This is a genomic window from Pseudomonas fitomaticsae, assembly GCF_021018765.1.
Classification (GTDB): Bacteria; Pseudomonadota; Gammaproteobacteria; order Pseudomonadales; family Pseudomonadaceae; genus Aquipseudomonas; species Aquipseudomonas fitomaticsae.
In genome coordinates this window covers 1,382,548-1,400,795 of the sequence record NZ_CP075567.1, presented here as the reverse complement: position 1 = coordinate 1,400,795, position 18,248 = coordinate 1,382,548, and the positions used below count along the sequence as shown (strand labels likewise).

Below are 18,248 nucleotides of genomic sequence, written 5' to 3'. Positions count from 1 at the left end.
TTTACGCGCGTTAACCTCACGACAGCTTTCCTCGCTGTTCTGCCTCGTAGTGCCGGGTCTGGAATGGCATGAGTGTCTGAACTTTCAAACCCAGACTTTCTTTCAATCCCCAAGCGACAGCCAACTCATCACAACGATTGCGTAAAGAAACCGCTTTTTGAGGTGTCACGTTCTGCTTGGGTGTTGAATGGGTGAAAAGCTCAAGCGCGTGAAGCGTTTCCATTACGCGGTTATCCGATACGCAAGCAAAACGAGTGAATCGCTCAAGCAGATAAGCCGCCCGACGGCGCTCGGTTTCATCGCAATGAAATGCGAGGAAGGTTTTGACCTCACTCTCAAGATTCGACTCTGAATACCAGACCTCTTTGGCGGCATTCACCAACGCTACGCCATCAGCCTGATCCAGAGGACTTCTGACCAAAGTGTCCAATGCGGATGAAAGGACGTGATCGTCAAATGACTTCAACATCTGATTCCTCCAGGTGGTCACTTCGTGCTGTTGTAAGTAGAGCTGACAGGCCATTTGAGACACCCCGACCACAATAGGACCGGGACTTCCGAGGGGCAACCTGAAAAGCCTGTGGGAAGTCTCGGTAAATCCCCCACATCTTTAAACATTCGAAAATGGAACGCGGAGCGTCCCGGGCGGCATTCCCACGCAGAGCGTGGGAACGATCAAAAGGAGCCCGCATTCGCTTCCCGCTTCTCACCACTCAACACGATGAGCGTTAGCTCGAGTAAGGCTCTTGATCTTTTGGCCCCATCGGCAGGCTGAGTGGAGGGATTTGTCCGGGGGTGGGCGCGCAGCGCCGTTCGACGAAGTCGAACACACCGAGAGGAGGTGCAGCGAAGCAAACCGTAGGCGGTGCCCCCCGGATGAATCCCGGAGCGAAGGAACACCGAGCCTAGGCGAGGTGCCGAACGCCGGGGCCAAGCCTTTTGCTTACTTTTTGGCGTTTGAAAAAGTGAGCCGCTGTAAGAGCGGAACCGCCAGCGGCAACACCCGAAGAAACGGATATTCACCCAACCCCAAAAACCAAAAAACCCGCTGAAATCACTCTCAGCGGGTTTCCCATTCAGCAGCCAAGGAAGATCAAAAATCCTCCAACCGCCAAACCTCATAAGCCGGCGTCTCGTAGGGATGGCTCAACTTAAGAGCCGCCACTACCGAGCGAATCAACTCATCGCCAACAACAAGCTCAACCTTCCACTCCTCGACCTGCTCAACCTGCCCAGCCTGACCAATGAACGGCTGACTCCCGTCCAGAGGCCGAAACTGACCAGATCCAAGCACCTGCCACGCACAGTGGTCATAGTCACCGATCCGCCCGCCACCGGCAGCGAATACAGCGTCCTTGACCACCTCGACATGACTGTCGGGAACAAAAAACGCGAGCTTGTACACAGCGCTTAGTTCACCCACACACGAGCATTACGGAACATACGCATCCAAGGAGCGTCCTCGTTCCAGTCTTCCGAACGCCACGAGTTCTGCACGGCGCGGAACACACGCTCCGGGTGCGGCATCATGATCGTCACGCGACCGTCGCGGCTGGTGAGGCCGGTGATCCCGCGCGGCGAACCGTTCGGGTTGGCCGGGTAGGCTTCGGTGACCTTGCCGTGGTTGTCGACGAAACGCATCGCCACGCAACCGGACAGATCGGCTTCGAGCAGTGCCTCTTCGCTTTCGAATTCGGCATGGCCTTCACCGTGCGCGATGGCGATCGGCATACGCGAACCGGCCATGCCCTGCAGGAAGATCGAGTTCGATTCCTGAACCTGAACCATCGCCACGCGCGCTTCGAACTGCTCGGAGCGGTTGCGCACGAAGTGCGGCCAGAACTCGCTGCCCGGGATCAGCTCGTGCAGGTTGGACATCATCTGGCAACCGTTGCACACGCCGAGGGTGAAGCTGTCGTTACGCTCGAAGAAGCCCTGGAACGCATCGCGGGCACGGCTGTTGAACAGCGCGGACTTGGCCCAGCCTTCACCGGCGCCGAGAACGTCGCCGTAGGAGAAACCACCGCAGGCCACCAGACCTTTGAACTCGTTCAGGTCGACACGGCCGGCCAGAATGTCGCTCATGTGCACGTCGATCGCGTTGAAACCGGCGCGGTCGAACGCCGCCGCCATTTCCACCTGACCGTTGACGCCCTGCTCACGCAGCACGGCAACCTGTGGGCGAATGCCTTTCTTGATGTAAGGCGCGGCGATGTCCTGGTTGACGTCGTAGCTCAGCTTGACGCTCAGACCCGGGTTGTCTTCTTCCAGCAGCGCATCGAACTCTTGCTCGGCGCAGTCGGCGTTGTCGCGCAGACGCTGGATCTGGTAGCTGGTCTCGGCCCACTGACGTTGCAGCAGACGGCGCTGGCCTTCGAACACGGTGTCACCGTTGAAGGTGATGTTGATCTGGCCATTGTTGATCGGCTGACCGATCACGGAAACGCAGTCGCCCAGACCGGCAGCGCTGAATTGGGCGAGGATGTCCGGAGTAGCGTCCTGGCGAACCTGGATCACGGCACCCAGTTCTTCGTTGAACAGGATGGCGGCGATTTCTGCCGAGGATTCAGCAACGCTGTCCAGGTTCAGGCTCAGACCGCAGTGACCGGCGAAGGCCATTTCCACCACGGAGGTCAGCAGACCACCGTCGGAACGGTCGTGGTACGCCAGCAGGTGACCGTCGGCATTGAGGCCCTGAATCACTGCAAAGAAGGCTTTCAGGTCTTCGGCGTCGTCGACGTCCGGAGCCTGCTTGCCGAGCTTGCCGTGAACCTGAGCCAGGATCGAGGCGCCCATACGGTTCTGGCCACGACCGAGGTCGATCAGGATCAGGTCGGTGGTGCCCTTATCCATGCGCAGTTCCGGGGTCAGGGTCTGACGGATGTCAGCCACTGGCGCGAAACCGGTCACGATCAGGGACATCGGCGAGGTGACGGTCTTGTCTTCGCCGTTGTCGTTCCAGCGGGTGGCCATGGACATCGAGTCCTTGCCCACCGGAATGGTGATGCCCAGCTCAGGGCACAGTTCCATGCCGACCGCTTTCACGGTGTCGTACAGACGCGCGTCTTCGCCCGGGTGGCCGGCAGCGGACATCCAGTTCGCCGACAGTTTGATGTCGGAGAGCTTGTTGATGCGCGAGGCGGCAATGTTGGTCAGGGTTTCGCCGATGGCCATGCGGCCCGACGCCGGAGCATCCAGCAGCGCCAGCGGAGTACGCTCGCCCATCGCCATCGCTTCACCGGTGTAGACGTCGAAACTGGTGGCGGTGACGGCAACGTCGGCCACCGGAACCTGCCATGGGCCGACCATCTGGTCACGGGCCACGAGGCCGGTGATGGTGCGGTCGCCGATGGTGATCAGGAAGCTTTTGCTCGCCACGGCCGGGTGGTGCAGGACGCGCTCGATGCTTTCGCCGATGTCGAGGCTCGACGGATCGAAGTCATCGCCCAGCTCGGCTTCGCGAACCACCGAACGGTGCATGCGCGGTGCCTTGCCCAGCAACACTTCCAGTGGCATGTCCACCGGGTTGTTGCCGAAGTGGCTATCCGTGACAGTAAGCTGCGGCTCGGCGGTGGCTTCGCCGACAACGGCAAACGGGCAACGCTCACGTTCGCAGATCGCCTTGAAGCGCTCGAAGTCGGCCGGGCCGACGGCCAGAACGTAACGTTCCTGGGATTCGTTGGACCAGATTTCGTGCGGGGCCATGCCCGGCTCGTCGTTTGGAATGTTGCGCAGTTCGAAACGGCCACCGCGGTCGCCGTCGTTGACCAGTTCCGGGAAGGCGTTGGACAGACCGCCCGCACCCACGTCGTGGATGAAGCTGATCGGGTTCTTGTCACCCAGCTGCCAGCAACGGTCGATGACTTCCTGGCAGCGACGCTCCATTTCAGGGTTTTCACGCTGAACCGAAGCGAAGTCCAGATCCGCCGAGCTGGTGCCGGTGGCCATGGAGGAAGCGGCACCGCCGCCCAGACCGATCAGCATCGCCGGGCCGCCGAGGACGATCAGCTTGGAGCCGACGACGATCTCGCCTTTCTTGACGTGTTCTTCGCGGATGTTGCCCATGCCGCCAGCGAGCATGATCGGCTTGTGGTAACCGCGAACTTCATCACCGTGCGGGGTGGTGATCGACTGTTCGAAGGTACGGAAGTAACCGGTCAGGGCCGGACGACCGAATTCGTTGTTGAACGCAGCGCCGCCCAGCGGGCCTTCGATCATGATGTCCAGCGCATTGACGATGCGCTCAGGCTTGCCGTACGGCACTTCCCACGGCTGTTCGAAGCCCGGGATCTGCAGGTTCGACACGGTGAAACCGGTCAGGCCGGCTTTCGGCTTGGCGCCACGACCGGTTGCACCTTCGTCACGGATCTCGCCACCGGAACCGGTGGACGCGCCCGGGAACGGAGCGATCGCGGTCGGGTGGTTGTGGGTTTCAACCTTCATCAGGATGTGCACCGGCTCTTGCACCGCGCCGTACTGGCGGGTTTCCGGATCCGGGAAGAAGCGGCCGGCAACGTTGCCGACGATCACCGAAGCGTTGTCCTTGTAAGCGGACAGCACGCCTTCGCTGTGCATCTGATAGGTGTTCTTGATCATGCCGAACAGGCTTTTTTCCTGGCTCTCGCCATCAATATCCCAACTGGCGTTGAAGATCTTGTGGCGGCAGTGCTCGGAGTTGGCCTGGGCGAACATCATCAGTTCGATGTCGTGCGGATTGCGCTTGAGACCATTGAAGGCGTTGACCAGGTAATCGATCTCGTCTTCGGCCAGGGCCAGGCCCAGTTCGACGTTGGCTTTTTCCAGTGCGGCGCGACCGCCGCCGAGGATGTCGATGGCGGTCAGCGGCTTCGGTTCGGCGTGGCTGAACAGACCGGCGGCCTGCTCGAGGTTGGCCAGAACGATCTGCGTCATGCGGTCATGCAGTACATCGGCAATCTGCTGCGCTTCGGTTTCGCTGAACTGGCCGGCCACGTAGAACGCGATGCCGCGCTCCAGGCGCTGGATCTTGCTCAGGCCGCAGTTGCGGGCGATGTCGCTGGCCTTGCTCGACCATGGCGAGATGGTGCCGAAACGCGGCAACACCAGGAACAGACGACCGGTCGGCTCTTGAACCGGAACGCTTGGACCGTACTTCAGAAGGCGCGCAAGCACCTGCTGTTCGTCGCCGGTCAGGACGCCGGTGACTTCGGCGAAGTGAGCGAATTCAGCATACAAGCCACTGACAGCCGGAACCTTCTGGCTCAGTTGCTCAAGGAGTTTGCTGTGGCGAAAGGCAGAAAGGGCAGGAGCGCCGCGCAGGATCAACATCTTCGGGACAGCCTCGGGAAGGGGTGTGCTTTGAGGCCGTGCATTCTAGCCTAAACCGCCCTCAACATCACCCGAAACGCTACGCACGGTTGCACCCGGATGTCGAGTGGTGTTCCTGCCTTGAGGGTCAAATTTAATGGGTATCTAAACGCAGGTTATTTTTTCTGTCACAAAATGCCTTTCGGGCCCGTTCCTGCGGGGTTTCGAGCGGTTTTGTGATCCCTAGCAGACAACCCCGCAACTGTCGAGATATGGCGCCCGTTGTCCTTTGCGTATACTGCGCACATGTTTTCCCCAACGGCTTTGCGTCCGCGGTACGCCAAATGGCTGATCGCTACCGGACTCTTCCTGATGCTCAGTGGCTGTGTTGATAAACCCAACACACTCGAGCGCGTAAAGGAGGATGGCGTGCTGCGGGTGGTCACCCGAAACAGCCCCGCCACCTACTTTCAGGATCGCAGCGGTGAAACCGGCTTCGAATACGAGCTGGTGAAGCGCTTCGCCGACGATTTGGGTGTCGAGCTGAAGATCGAAACCGCCGACAACCTCGACGACCTGTTCAACCAGATCGGCAAGCCGAACGGCCCGGTACTGGCGGCCGCCGGTCTGGTCAGCAGCGAACAGCGCAAGAAACAGGTGCGTTTCTCCCGCTCCTACCTCGAAGTCACCCCGCAGATCATCTATCGCAACGGCCAGTCACGCCCCACCGACGCCGGCGATCTGGTGGGCAAGAAGATCATGGTGCTCAAGGGCAGCACCCACGCCGAACAACTGGCGGAGCTGAAACAGAAATATCCTGGCATTCAATACGAAGAGTCCGACGCCGTTGAAGTGGTCGACCTGCTGCGCATGGTCGATGAAGGTCAGATCGACCTGACCCTGGTCGATTCCAACGAAGTGGCGATGAACCAGGTGTACTTCACCAACATCCGCGTGGCCTTCGACCTCGGCGACGCCCGCAGCCAGAGCTGGGCCGTGGCGGCCGGCGAAGACAACAGCCTGCTCAACGAGATCAACAGTTATCTGGACAAGGTGCAGAAGAACGGCACCCTGCAACGTCTGAAAGACCGTTATTACGGCCACGTCGACGTCCTCGGCTACATGGGCGCCACCACCTTCGCCCAACATTTGCAGCAGCGGCTGCCCAAATACGAACAACACTTCAAGGCCTACGCCAAGAAAGAGAAAGTCGACTGGCGCCTGCTGGCGGCCATCGGTTACCAGGAATCGCTGTGGCAACCGGCCGTCACCTCGAAGACCGGCGTGCGCGGGCTGATGATGCTGACCCAGAACACCGCCCAGGCCATGGGCGTGTCCAACCGCCTCGATCCGAAGCAGAGCATCATGGGTGGCGCCAAGTACCTGGCCTACATGAAGGATCAGCTCGACGAGTCGATCCAGGAACCGGATCGCACATGGTTTGCTCTGGCGGCCTACAACGTCGGTAGCGGTCATCTGGATGACGCGCGCAAACTGGCGGCCAAGGAAGGGTTGAACCCGGACAAGTGGCTGGATGTGAAAAAGATCCTGCCGCGCCTGTCGCAGAAGCAGTGGTACAGCAAGACACGGTACGGCTACGCCCGGGGCGGCGAACCGGTGCATTTCGTGGCGAACATCCGTCGCTACTACGACATCCTGACCTGGGTGACCCAGCCGCAGCTTGAAGGCGATCAGGTGGCCGAGGGCAACCTGCATGTGCCGGGGATCGACAAGTCGAAACCGGCTCAAGAGCCCGCCCCGCTTTAACCCATACGAAAGTGGGAGCAATTTGCTCCCACAAGATGTTGAGACTTAGTGTCTGGCAGCCGCCAGGATCAACGTCTTCATCTCCGACACCGCCGACTTGAAGCCCACGAACAACGCATGCGCCACCAGCGCATGGCCGATGTTCAGCTCGTTGATGCCCTTGATCGCGGCAACCGCCTCGACGTTGTGATAGTGCAGGCCATGGCCGGCATTGACGATCAAGCCCTGGGCCAGACCGAAGGCCACGCCGTCCGCCACACGCTTGAGCTCTTCAGCCACTTCGGTCGGTGTTTCGGCATCGGCGTAACGTCCCGTGTGCAGTTCGATGGCCGGTGCGCCGACGCGCTTCGATGCAGCAATCTGCCGCTCGTCGGCGTCGATGAACAGCGATACCTCGCTGCCGATCTTCGACAGACGCTCGACCGCCGCCCTGATCCGCTCTTCCTGCCCCGCCACATCCAGACCGCCTTCGGTGGTCAGCTCCTGACGGGTTTCCGGCACCAGGCAGATGTGCGCCGGACGGATGCGTTCGGCGAACGCCATCATTTCTTCGGTGACGCCCATTTCGAAGTTCATGCGGGTTTGCAGCACATCCTTGAGCAGCAGCACGTCGCGCTCCTGAATGTGCCGACGGTCTTCGCGCAGGTGCACGGTGATGCCGTCGGCGCCCGCCTCTTCCGCGTCCAGCGCAGCCTTGACCGGATCCGGATAGCGCGTGCCACGGGCCTGACGCAGGGTGGCGACGTGGTCGATGTTCACGCCAAGAAGAATGCGATTGCTGCTGGTCACGGATGCGCTCCTGAATGGAAAGATTCGGCGCACAGCATACACGGGGCTACGGTTTGCGAAACAGTTCGCGACTCACGAGTGGACGGCCGCCCAGGTGAACAGCCAGTGCCTGACGCATCAAGCGCTTGGCGGCGGACAACGCGCCAGGGGCCGACCAGTCGGCTTCGGCCATGGCCAGCAGTTCGATGCCGTTGAACAGACCGGGTTGCAGCAAGTAAACCCGCTCAAGTCCGGCATCCACCTGCAAGCGGTAGAGACCGTCCGCAGCGATAGGCTCGTCATTGATGTCGGTGTTCAGGGAGAAACCGTAACCAAGGTCGTCGAGCAGCCGCCATTCAAAGGAACGCAGCAGTGGCTCCAGTGGTCGGCCTTCAGCCAGTGCCAGCAAGGTCGCGGCGTAATGATCGAACACCGCCGGGTGCGGGTCTTCGGCGGGCAACAGGCGGATCAACAGTTCGTTGAGATACAGGCCGCTGAACAGCGCCTCGCCGACCATCCATGTTGCATTGCCGACACTCTCCATGCGCCCGACATTCTTCAACTCACCCTTGCCACGAAACTCGACTTCCAGCGGCACGAACGGCCGCGCCAACGTCCCGGCCTTGCCCCGCGCGCTGCGCAATACCGCCCGCAGCCGACCTTGCGGCGTGAGGAAGTCCACCAATGCGCTGGTTTCGCGGTAGGCGCGGGAGTGGAGGACGTAGGCGGGTTGGGCGGGAGGCGGGCTTTGCGACATTGAATTCTCGATGACGAAATGCAGTTTTACACACAACCCAAAACTACTGTGGGAGCGGGCTTGCCCGCGAAAGCGGTGAATCAGTCAACGTATATGTCGACTGATACTACGCATTCGCGAGCAAGCCCGCTCCCACAGGGGGTTCTCTGGTGTAGCAGAAAACCGGTGTTACAGGTCGCCGTAACCCAGCGAACGCAGCGCGCGCTCGTCGTCGGACCAGCCGCCCTTCACCTTGACCCACAGGTTGAGCATGATCTTGGAGTCGAACAGCAGCTCCATGTCCTTGCGCGCCTCAGTGCCGATGCGCTTGATGCGCTCGCCCTTGTCGCCAATGATGATTTTCTTCTGGCCGTCACGCTCGACGAGGATCAGCGCATGGATATGCAGCGTCGCACCCTGCTGCTTGAACTCTTCGATTTCCACGGTGATCTGGTACGGCAGCTCGGCGCCGAGCTGGCGCATGATCTTCTCGCGCACCAGTTCGGCGGCGAGGAAGCGGCTGCTGCGGTCAGTGATCTGGTCTTCCGGGAAGAAGTGATCGTTCTCCGGCAGATGGTCGGCGATGACCTTTTCCAGCGCGTCGAGGTTGTGCCCTTGTTGCGCCGAAATCGGAATGATCTGCGCGTTCGGCAGTTGTTCCTGCAACCACGACAGGTGCGGCATCAGCTCGGCCTTGTCTTCGATGCGGTCGGTCTTGTTCAGGGCGACGATCAGCGGGCCGGTCACGTACTGCACGCGCTCCAGCACCATCTGGTCTTCTTCGGTCCACTTGGTGCGATCGACCACGAAGATCACCACGTCGACGTCTTTCAACGCCGCCGAAGCGGTCTTGTTCATGTAGCGGTTCAGGGCCTTTTCGCCACCCTTGTGCATGCCGGGGGTGTCGACGTAGATCGCCTGCACGTCGCCCTCGGTCTTGATCCCGAGCATGTTGTGGCGAGTGGTCTGCGGCTTGCGCGAGGTGATCGCGAGCTTCTGGCCGAGGATGTGGTTCAGCAGCGTGGACTTGCCCACGTTGGGACGGCCGACGATGGCAACATAGCCACAGCGCGTTGCGTTTGTATCAGTCATTGCCATTCTCCACACCCAGGGCAATCAGTGCTGCGGCGGCCGCTACCTGTTCGGCAATACGACGGCTCACACCCTGACCCCGGCTTTTTTCATTCAATAGGACAACTTCGCACTCGACGAAGAAGGTACGGCAGTGCGGCTCGCCCTGGATATCCACCACTTCATAGCGCGGCAGTTCGCAGCCGCGCGATTGCAGGAATTCCTGCAGGCGGGTCTTCGGATCCTTGTTGGTATCGACCAGCGTCAGGCCTTCGAACTCGCCGGCCAGCCAGGCCAGTACGCGCTCGCGGGCGACTTCCATGCCGGCGTCGAGGTAGATCGCACCGATCAGCGCTTCAAGGGCGTCGGCCAGAATCGACTCGCGACGGAATCCGCCACTCTTCAACTCGCCGGAACCCAGACGCAGGTAATCGCCCAGATCGAAACCGCGGGCCAGCACCGCCAGCGTCTCACCTTTTACCAGTCGTGCGCGCAAACGCGACAACTGGCCTTCGCGAGCCAGCGGGAAACGGTCGAACAAGGCTTCGCCGGCAACAAAGTTGAGGATTGCATCGCCGAGGAATTCCAGACGCTCGTTGTTGCGTCCGGCAAAGCTGCGGTGCGTAAGGGCCAGGACCATCAGTTCCTGGTCCTTGAAGGTGTAACCGAGCTGACGCTCGAGACGGCTTAGAGAAACGCTCACGGTTTACCCACGCTGAGTTCGTGGCTGGATTCCACTGCCATCGCCGGGATACGGCGCAGGCCTGGGACAATTAACGCTGTGTTCAAAAATGACGTCCTGAATATCGTGGCTTCATGCCCCGGAGCCGGTTGTGCCGACGCCAGAAATGCATTCGGCGCTGTGGTCAACAGCGCCGTGTTTGTTTACTTGATCAGGCCGACCCGCGAGAAGTTCGGCAGGTGGCTGAGTTTCGGTTCCGGCCAGCTCATCCAGACCGCGAAGGCCTTGCCGACGATGTTCTGGTCGGGAACCATGCCCAGCAGATCCTTGGGAATGTTCGGATCATCCCAGTAGCGACTGTCGTTCGAGTTGTCGCGGTTGTCGCCCATCATGAAGTAGTGCCCGGCCGGCACGGTCCAGGTATGGTCCGGCGTGGCGCGGTAGCGGCTCATTTCCTTGCGGATCAGGTGCTCGGCGACGCCGAGTTTTTCCTTGTAGAGTTCCGCGCTGCCCAGCGTGCCCGGCTCGGAGCCGACCAGTTGCTCGGCAATCGACTCGCCATTGACGAACAGGCGCTTGTCGGCGGTGTACCGCACGGTGTCGCCCGGCAGGCCGACCACACGCTTGATGTAGTTGACGTTCGGGTCGCTCGGGTAGCGGAACACCATCACATCGCCGCGTTGCGGGTCACCGACTTCGATGATCTTCTTGTCGATCACCGGCAGGCGGATCCCGTAGGAAAACTTGTTCACCAGAATGAAGTCGCCAACGTCCAGGGTCGGTTTCATCGAGCCGGACGGAATCTGGAACGGCTCCACCAGGAACGAACGCAGCACCAGCACGATGAACAGCACCGGGAAGAACGACTTGCCGTACTCGACCAGCAGCGGTTCCTTGCTCAGCTTCTCGACCACCACCACATCAGGCTGACTGACGCTGCCCTGATAGGAGGCGATGGCGGCACGCCGACGCGGTGCCAGGATCAACAGATCGAGCAACGCCAACAGACCGCAGACGAACACGGCAATGACCAGCAACAGCGGGAAATTTAGTGACATAGGACCTGACTATTCCAACCTGAGCACGGCGAGGAAGGCTTCTTGTGGAATTTCCACGTTGCCGACCTGTTTCATGCGTTTCTTACCGGCCTTCTGCTTCTCAAGCAGTTTTTTCTTACGGCTGACGTCGCCGCCGTAGCACTTGGCCAATACGTTCTTTCTGAGTGCCTTGACGGTTGTCCGGGCGACGATCTGACCGCCAATGGCAGCCTGGATGGCCACGTCGAACATCTGACGAGGAATCAGTTCTTTCATCTTCTCGGTCAACTGGCGACCTTTGAAGTGCGAATTGTCACGGTGCACGATCAACGCCAGAGCGTCGACCTTGTCACCGTTGATCAGCACGTCCAGTTTCACCAGATTAGCCGATTGGTAGCGATCGAAATGGTAGTCCAGCGAAGCATAGCCGCGGCTGGTGGATTTCAGACGGTCGAAGAAGTCCAGGACCACTTCGTTCATCGGCAGGTCGTAGGTCACTTGCACCTGATTGCCGAGGAACAGCATGTCGACCTGCACACCGCGTTTTTCGATGCACAGAGTGATGACGTTGCCCAGGTGTTCCTGCGGTACCAGGATGTTGGCGCGCACGATCGGCTCGCGCATGTCTTCGATCGACGAGACGTCCGGCAGCTTCGACGGGTTGTCGACATAAATCGTTTCACCGGTTTTCAGCACCAGTTCGAAGATTACGGTTGGCGCCGTGGTGATCAGGTCCAGGTCGTATTCGCGCTCCAGGCGCTCCTGGATGATCTCCATGTGCAGCATGCCGAGGAAGCCGCAACGGAAGCCGAAGCCCAGTGCGTCGGAGCTTTCCGGGGTGTACTGCAGCGACGAGTCGTTCAGGGTCAGTTTCTGCAGCGCTTCGCGGAAGTCCTCGAAGTCGTCGGAGCTGACCGGGAACAGACCGGCGTAAACCTGCGGCTGGATGCGTTTGAAACCTGGCAGCACCGGAACGTCCGGGGTGGAGCTCAGGGTCAGGGTGTCACCGACCGGCGCACCGTGAATGTCCTTGATGCTGGCGATGATGAAGCCCACTTCGCCGGCCTTCAGGTCAGCGGTAGCGGTGTGTTTCGGGTTGAACACGCCCACGCTGTCGACCAGATGCACCTTGCCGGTGGACTTGACGAGGATCTTGTCGCCCTTCTTCACGCGGCCGTGACGCACGCGCACCAGGGAGACAACGCCCAGGTAGTTGTCGAACCAGGAGTCGATGATCAATGCTTGCAGCGGATCTTCGATGTTGCCGGTCGGCGCAGGAATGGTAGCGACCAGACGCTCGAGCACTTCGTCGACACCCAGCCCGGTCTTGGCGCTGCAGGTGACGGCGTCGGTGGCGTCGATGCCGATGATCTTCTCGATCTCGTCCTTGACGCGGTCAGGCTCGGCCTGTGGCAGGTCGATCTTGTTCAGGACCGGCATGACCTCGAGGCCCTGCTCGATGGCGGTGTAGCAGTTGGCCACGGACTGGGCTTCAACACCCTGACCCGCATCGACCACCAGCAACGCGCCTTCACAGGCCGCCAGGGAACGGCTGACTTCGTAGGTGAAGTCGACGTGGCCCGGGGTGTCAATGAAGTTCAGCTGGTAGGTGACGCCGTCTTTGGCCTTGTAATAGAGGGTAACGCTGTGGGCCTTGATGGTGATCCCGCGTTCGCGCTCCAGATCCATGGAATCCAGTACCTGGGCTTCCATTTCACGCTCGGCCAGGCCACCGCACATCTGGATGAAACGGTCAGCCAGCGTCGACTTGCCATGGTCAATGTGGGCGATGATGGAGAAATTGCGGATATGACTCAAATCACTCACGGATCAACACTCAAAAAGGCTGCAGGCTTGGCCCGCCGAAAAATAGCCGGGAATTGTACCTGATACACGGCGCAAGCGTCACGTTCGCCTGTCACCCGGATTGCATGCAAAAACGCCCCGATCTGGCGACCGGGGCGTTTTCAAGGCTAAAGCGTGGGTGAAACCTTGTTCATCAACCGGCTCGACGCAACAGCCAGACACCCGCCAGCGCACACACGCCAGCCGGCACCAGCACCGCGAACAGCGGCGAGAAGCCGAATACCAGACTGGATGGACCCAGCAGATCCTGAACGATGCGGAAGGTGAAACCCACCAGCACACCGGTGAACACCCGCTGACCGAGGGTCACCGAACGCAACGGACCGAAGATGAAGGAGATCGCCATTAGCACCAGCGCAGCGGTCACCAGCGGTTGCAACACCTTGACCCAAAATGCCAGCCAGTAACGGCCGTTGCTCAGGCCCTGATCGGCCAGATAGTGGATATAACCCCACAGACCGGTGATCGAGAGCGATTCCGGCGCCATCACCACAGTGCTCAGCAATTGCGGGCTCAGCGAGACATCCCAGCGTTCCACAGGCGTATTGACCACTTCGGTGCTGCGCTCGTGGAATTTGGTGGTGGTCACGTCGGTCAGCTGCCAGTGATCGGTGTCGAACTCGCCGCGCTTGGCGAAGCTCGAACTGAGCAGGTGGCGCTCCTTGTCGAAGTGATAGCGGGTCACGCCGTACAGGCGACCGTTGGGTTGCACGGAGTTGATGTGAATGAACTCCTCGCCCTGACGGTGCCACATGCCGTGCTTGGCGCTCTGCGCGTCGCCGCTGCCTTGCGCCAGCGAACGATTGGCCTGGGCCATGCTTTCGGTGGCCGGCGCCACGTACTCGCCGATCAGCACGCCGGCCAGCATCAGTACCAGCATCGGCTTCATCACCGCCCAGACGATGCGCCCGATGGACACACCGGCAGCGCGCATAACGGTCAGCTCGCTGCTGCTCGCCAGACTGCCGAGGCCGATCAGGCAGCCGATCAGCGCCGCCATCGGCAGCATGTCGTACATGCGGCGCGGTGCGGTCAGCAGCACGAAGCTCAGAACATCGACCAGAGTGTAGGTGTCACTGACGTCACCCATCTCGTCGATGAAAGCAAACAACGTGGCCAGGCCGAGAATGATCGCCAGCACTGCGATGATCGCCATGAACACGCTGCTGCCGATGTAGCGGTCGAGTTTAACCACGGGCCACCTCCAGCGCTGCGCTGCGACGACTGGCCAGCTTCAGGCGCAGAGGCTCCCAGTACAGCAGGCCGAGACCGATGACCAGGAAGATCGCGTGCACCCACCACAAGCCAAGCGCCGGTGGAATCTTGCCTTTCTCGAGGGCGCCGCGGGCGGCAATCAGGATGGTCAGGTAAGCCATATAAAGAAGAATCGCCGGCAGCAGCTTGAGGAAACGCCCCTGACGCGGGTTGACCCGCGACAGCGGCACCGCCATCAGGGTCACGATGAACACCAGCAACGGCAGCGACAGGCGCCATTGCAGTTCGGTTTTCGAGCGAATGTCGTCGCTACCCAGCAGGGACGAGGTCGGCATGGCGTCACGGTCGGTGACTTCCTCACTGACATCCGGCTTGGGCAGCAGCACGCCGTAGGTTTCGTAGTGGATGGCGCGGTAGTTGGCCTGACCCGGGCTGCCGTCGTAGCGGTAGCCGTTGTCGAGGATCAGGTAGCGGTTGCCGTCGGGACGCACTTCCTGACGGCCCTTTTCCGCCACCAGCACGGAAATCCCGCGATCTTTCTGGTTCGCGCCGAGGTTCTTCTGCGAGATGAATACGCTGCCGAGGTTGACCCGGTCATCGCTCAGGGTTTCTGTGTAGGTCACCCGTGTACCGTCGCGCAGGGCCTGGAAACGGCCAGGTTCGAGGGTGTCGAATTCGGTCAGGGCGTCCTGCTTGTTAAGCAGCAATTGGAACTGGTTGGCGCCTTGCGGGGCCAGGCTCAGGCTCAGCCACGCCACCACCAGTGCCACCAGGGTGGCCGGGAACAGGGTCATGCGAAACAGACGCTGCTGACTCATGCCGGTGGCAGACAGCACGGTCATCTCGCTTTCCAGGTACAACCGGCCGTACGCCAGCAGGATCCCGAGAAACAGGCCCAGCGGCAGGATCAGTTGCAGGAAGCCCGGCAGACGGAAGCCCATGATCAGGAACAGCGATCCCGGATCGAGCTGGCCCGCGGCGGCCTGGGCAAGGTATTTGATGAAGCGACCGCTCATGATGATGACCAGCAGCACGGCGCTCACCGCACTCAGGGTCAACAGGACTTCGCGGGACAGATAACGGAAGACGATCAAACCAGACACTCCAGGGTTGTCAGGCTAAGGCGGCCAAACAAGCAAACGTATCGACGGGCCCGCAAGGCAGAGCCGTCGAAAAAAGATGCGGCATTATCCTGTGATTGAGGGCGCCTGTCACTGCGCACACTCACGCAAGCGTGCATTCCGTTGAAGATCGTACAGCCGAGGGTTGTCAGGCGCGGTGAGCGAGGTTCAAACTGCCGCCTCTGTCGCAGGCACTGGCCTGCGCCTCTTCTCTCTATAAGCAGGCGACGGCGGACACGTCGAACGCCTGCGTGTTGACCATTCATTCAGGGATCCGGACATGGAACTGGTTGTAAAAAGCGTTAGCCCAGAAACGTTGAAAACCGCCACCCTGGTGGTTGCCGTCGGCGAAGGCCGCAAACTCGGTGTTGCCGCCAGGCAGGTCGACGAACTGAGCGGCGGCGCCATCAGCGCCGTGCTCAAGCGTGGCGACCTGGCCGGCAAGGTCGGCCAGAGCCTGTTGCTGCACAGCCTGCCGAACCTGAAAGCCGAACGCGTGCTGCTGGTCGGCGTGGGCAAGGATGAAGAACTGGGCGACCGTCCGTTCCGCAAGATCGTCGCCGGCATCCTCAACACGCTTAAAGGCCTGGGCGGCAGCGACGCCGTGCTGGCGCTCGATGAAGTCATCGTCAAAAACCGCGACAGCTACGGCAAGACCCGTCTGCTGGCCGAAACCCTGGTCGACGGCGAATACACCTTCGACCAGTTCAAGAGCCAGAAAGCCGAACCGCGCGCCCTGAAGAAAATCACCCTGCTGACCATCAAGGCCGCTCAGGCCGAAGTGCAACGCGCCGTTAACCACGCCACCGCGATCGCCAACGGCATGGCGTTCACCCGCAACCTGGGCAACCTGCCACCGAACATCTGCCACCCGACCTTCCTGGGCGAGCAAGCCAAGAACCTCGGCAAAGAGTTCAAGGATCTGAAAGTCGAAGTCCTCGACGAGAAGAAGATCAAGTCGCTGGGCATGGGTTCGTTCTACGCCGTCGGCCAGGGCAGCGCCCAGCCGCCGCGCCTGATCGTCATGCAATACAACGGCGGCAAGAAATCCGAGAAGCCGTACGCACTGGTCGGCAAAGGCATCACCTTCGACACTGGCGGCATCAGCCTGAAGCCGGGCGCCGGCATGGACGAGATGAAGTACGACATGGGCGGTGCCGCCAGCGTGTTCGGTACCCTGCGCGCCGTGCTGGAACTGAAACTGCCGATCAACCTGGTGTGCATCCTGGCTTGCGCCGAGAACATGCCGAGCGGCAACGCCTCGCGTCCGGGCGACATCGTCACCACCATGAGCGGCCAGACCGTGGAAATCCTCAACACCGACGCCGAAGGCCGTCTGGTGCTGTGCGACGCCCTGACCTACTCCGAGCGCTTCAAGCCGCAGGCAGTCATCGACATCGCCACCCTGACCGGTGCCTGCGTCGTTGCTCTGGGCGCCCACACGTCGGGCCTGCTGGGCAACAACGACGAGCTGATCGAGCAACTGCTGAGCGCCGGCAAGGCTGCCGACGACCGCGCCTGGCAACTGCCGCTGTTCGATGAATACCAGGAGCAACTGGACAGCCCGTTCGCCGACATCGCCAACATCGGCGGGCCGAAGGCCGGCACCATCACCGCCGCGTGCTTCCTGTCGCGCTTCACCAAGAACCTGAACTGGGCGCACCTGGACATCGCAGGCACCGCCTGGACCAGCGGCGGCAAGGACAAGGGCGCCACCGGCCGTCCGGTTCCGCTGCTGACCCAGTACCTGCTGGACCGCGCCAAAGCCTGAAACCGATGACTGCGAGCGGCGCCTCTCTTGAGGGGCGCTGCTTGCAGCTCAGGAACCGCAATGACCAAAGTCGACTTTTATATCCTGCCCAGCGCCGATCCTTCGGCGCGCCTGGATTTTGCCTGCAAGCTCACCGATAAGGCCTGGCGCATGGGCCATCGCATCTACCTGCATTGCAGCGATGCCGCCCAGCGTGATGACCTCGATGCGCGATTGTGGGCGTTCAAGGGCGAAACCTTCGTGCCTCACGGCCCGGCTGAAAGCGAACCGGAAGGCTCGATCGTGTTGGGACTGGGCGAGGACTGTGGCCAACACACGGACCTGCTGGTCAACCTCGACCTGAAAGTCCCGGTTTTCGCCAACCAATTCGCCCGGGTGGCGGAGGTTGTGGTGGAAGATCCGGCGATCCGCACTGCGGCGCGGGAGAGTTTCCGTTTCTACCGCGAACAGGGCTATCCTCTGCAAGACCACCGTTTACAGCGACTCTGAGTACGCCGATGGACACTCCAAAACCGCTGCAAAAACCCGCGCACCTGCTGGATGACCTCGAGTCGATCCGCCAGCTGCTCGGCGATGACAACCTGCAACCGCCGCTGTTGACCGACACGGTCGATGATGGCGAACAGGAACAGATTCCGATGTTGTTCGATTCGGTCGACAACACACCGCAAGCCGTCGAGGCTGCACCCGCGCCGACGCCAGCCCCGCAACCTGCCGCTGCGCCTGTGGATAAAGGCCCCGACGCCCTGCTGCACCTGAACAGCGAACTGCGCGCCGCCGCACAACTGATCATGCAGGACGTGATCGACGATTTCGCGCCGCACATCGAAACCGAAATCAAACGTCGCCTCGAGGCGCGGATGGAACGGCTTCTCGGCCAGTACGAATAATTCCCTGATTTCCTGTGGGAGCTGGCCTGCCAGCGATA

The 18,248-nt window shown here is 60.9% G+C and carries 15 protein-coding genes; 4 read left to right on the top strand and 11 right to left on the bottom strand.

Going from position 1 to position 18,248, the window contains the following annotated elements:
• Positions 1-16: 16 nt before the first annotated feature.
• The 3 genes from KJY40_RS06160 to purL form a co-directional block, all read right to left on the bottom strand.
• Positions 17-469 (bottom strand): hypothetical protein, encoded by a 453-nt coding sequence (locus KJY40_RS06160; RefSeq protein WP_230735623.1) that lies wholly within the window; start codon positions 467-469, stop codon positions 17-19.
• A gap of 624 nt (positions 470-1,093) precedes the next feature.
• Entirely contained in the window at positions 1,094-1,405 is a 312-nt protein-coding gene (locus tag KJY40_RS06155) for a Nif3-like dinuclear metal center hexameric protein (protein ID WP_230735621.1), read from the bottom strand.
• Between the two features lie 5 nt (positions 1,406-1,410).
• The gene (gene purL, locus KJY40_RS06150) at positions 1,411-5,307 is read right to left on the bottom strand and encodes a phosphoribosylformylglycinamidine synthase (protein WP_230735619.1); all 3,897 of its coding nucleotides are present in this window, start codon (positions 5,305-5,307) and stop codon (positions 1,411-1,413) included.
• A gap of 285 nt (positions 5,308-5,592) precedes the next feature.
• Between purL and mltF the strand changes: the two genes are divergently transcribed.
• On the top strand, positions 5,593-7,053 hold the full coding sequence (gene mltF, locus KJY40_RS06145; protein WP_085688936.1) for a membrane-bound lytic murein transglycosylase MltF: 1,461 nt from the start codon (positions 5,593-5,595) through the stop codon (positions 7,051-7,053).
• 45 nt (positions 7,054-7,098) lie between these two features.
• Here mltF and pdxJ read toward each other — a convergent pair whose 3' ends face one another.
• From pdxJ to lptF, 8 genes are all read right to left on the bottom strand, one after another.
• Entirely contained in the window at positions 7,099-7,842 is a 744-nt protein-coding gene (gene pdxJ, locus KJY40_RS06140) for a pyridoxine 5'-phosphate synthase (RefSeq protein WP_230735617.1), read from the bottom strand.
• 46 nt (positions 7,843-7,888) lie between these two features.
• Positions 7,889-8,578: a DNA repair protein RecO gene (recO, locus tag KJY40_RS06135; RefSeq protein ID WP_230735616.1), complete on the bottom strand. Its 690-nt coding sequence runs from the start codon at positions 8,576-8,578 to the stop codon at positions 7,889-7,891.
• Positions 8,579-8,746: 168 nt separating this feature from the next.
• Entirely contained in the window at positions 8,747-9,649 is a 903-nt protein-coding gene (gene era, locus KJY40_RS06130; RefSeq protein WP_011332590.1) for a GTPase Era, read from the bottom strand.
• Positions 9,642-10,331 (bottom strand): ribonuclease III, encoded by a 690-nt coding sequence (gene rnc / locus KJY40_RS06125; protein WP_011332589.1) that lies wholly within the window; start codon positions 10,329-10,331, stop codon positions 9,642-9,644. Before rnc ends, era begins: the two co-directional genes overlap by 8 nt.
• A 182-nt stretch (positions 10,332-10,513) precedes the next feature.
• Positions 10,514-11,368 (bottom strand): signal peptidase I, encoded by an 855-nt coding sequence (gene lepB, locus KJY40_RS06120; protein WP_230735613.1) that lies wholly within the window; start codon positions 11,366-11,368, stop codon positions 10,514-10,516.
• Between the two features lie 9 nt (positions 11,369-11,377).
• The gene (lepA, locus tag KJY40_RS06115) at positions 11,378-13,174 is read right to left on the bottom strand and encodes a translation elongation factor 4 (protein WP_039769508.1); all 1,797 of its coding nucleotides are present in this window, start codon (positions 13,172-13,174) and stop codon (positions 11,378-11,380) included.
• A 172-nt stretch (positions 13,175-13,346) separates the two neighbouring features.
• Positions 13,347-14,408, bottom strand: a complete 1,062-nt coding sequence (gene lptG / locus KJY40_RS06110) for an LPS export ABC transporter permease LptG (protein ID WP_230735611.1) — start codon at positions 14,406-14,408, stop codon at positions 13,347-13,349.
• Entirely contained in the window at positions 14,401-15,522 is a 1,122-nt protein-coding gene (gene lptF, locus KJY40_RS06105) for an LPS export ABC transporter permease LptF (RefSeq protein ID WP_064593584.1), read from the bottom strand. Before lptF ends, lptG begins: the two co-directional genes overlap by 8 nt.
• Before the next feature lie 307 nt (positions 15,523-15,829).
• Here lptF and KJY40_RS06100 point away from each other — a divergent pair, with 307 nt between their 5' ends.
• From KJY40_RS06100 to KJY40_RS06090, 3 genes are read left to right on the top strand one after another with little or no spacing between them, the layout of a single operon-like run.
• Positions 15,830-17,320 carry a leucyl aminopeptidase gene (locus KJY40_RS06100; protein WP_230735610.1) on the top strand — a complete coding sequence of 497 codons (1,491 nt, stop codon included), beginning with the start codon at positions 15,830-15,832 and terminating at the stop codon, positions 17,318-17,320.
• Between the two features lie 60 nt (positions 17,321-17,380).
• Positions 17,381-17,809 (top strand): DNA polymerase III subunit chi, encoded by a 429-nt coding sequence (locus KJY40_RS06095; protein ID WP_230735608.1) that lies wholly within the window; start codon positions 17,381-17,383, stop codon positions 17,807-17,809.
• A gap of 8 nt (positions 17,810-17,817) precedes the next feature.
• The gene (locus KJY40_RS06090; RefSeq protein ID WP_230735606.1) at positions 17,818-18,210 is read left to right on the top strand and encodes a DNA polymerase III subunit chi; all 393 of its coding nucleotides are present in this window, start codon (positions 17,818-17,820) and stop codon (positions 18,208-18,210) included.
• The last annotated feature ends 38 nt before the right edge of the window (positions 18,211-18,248 follow it).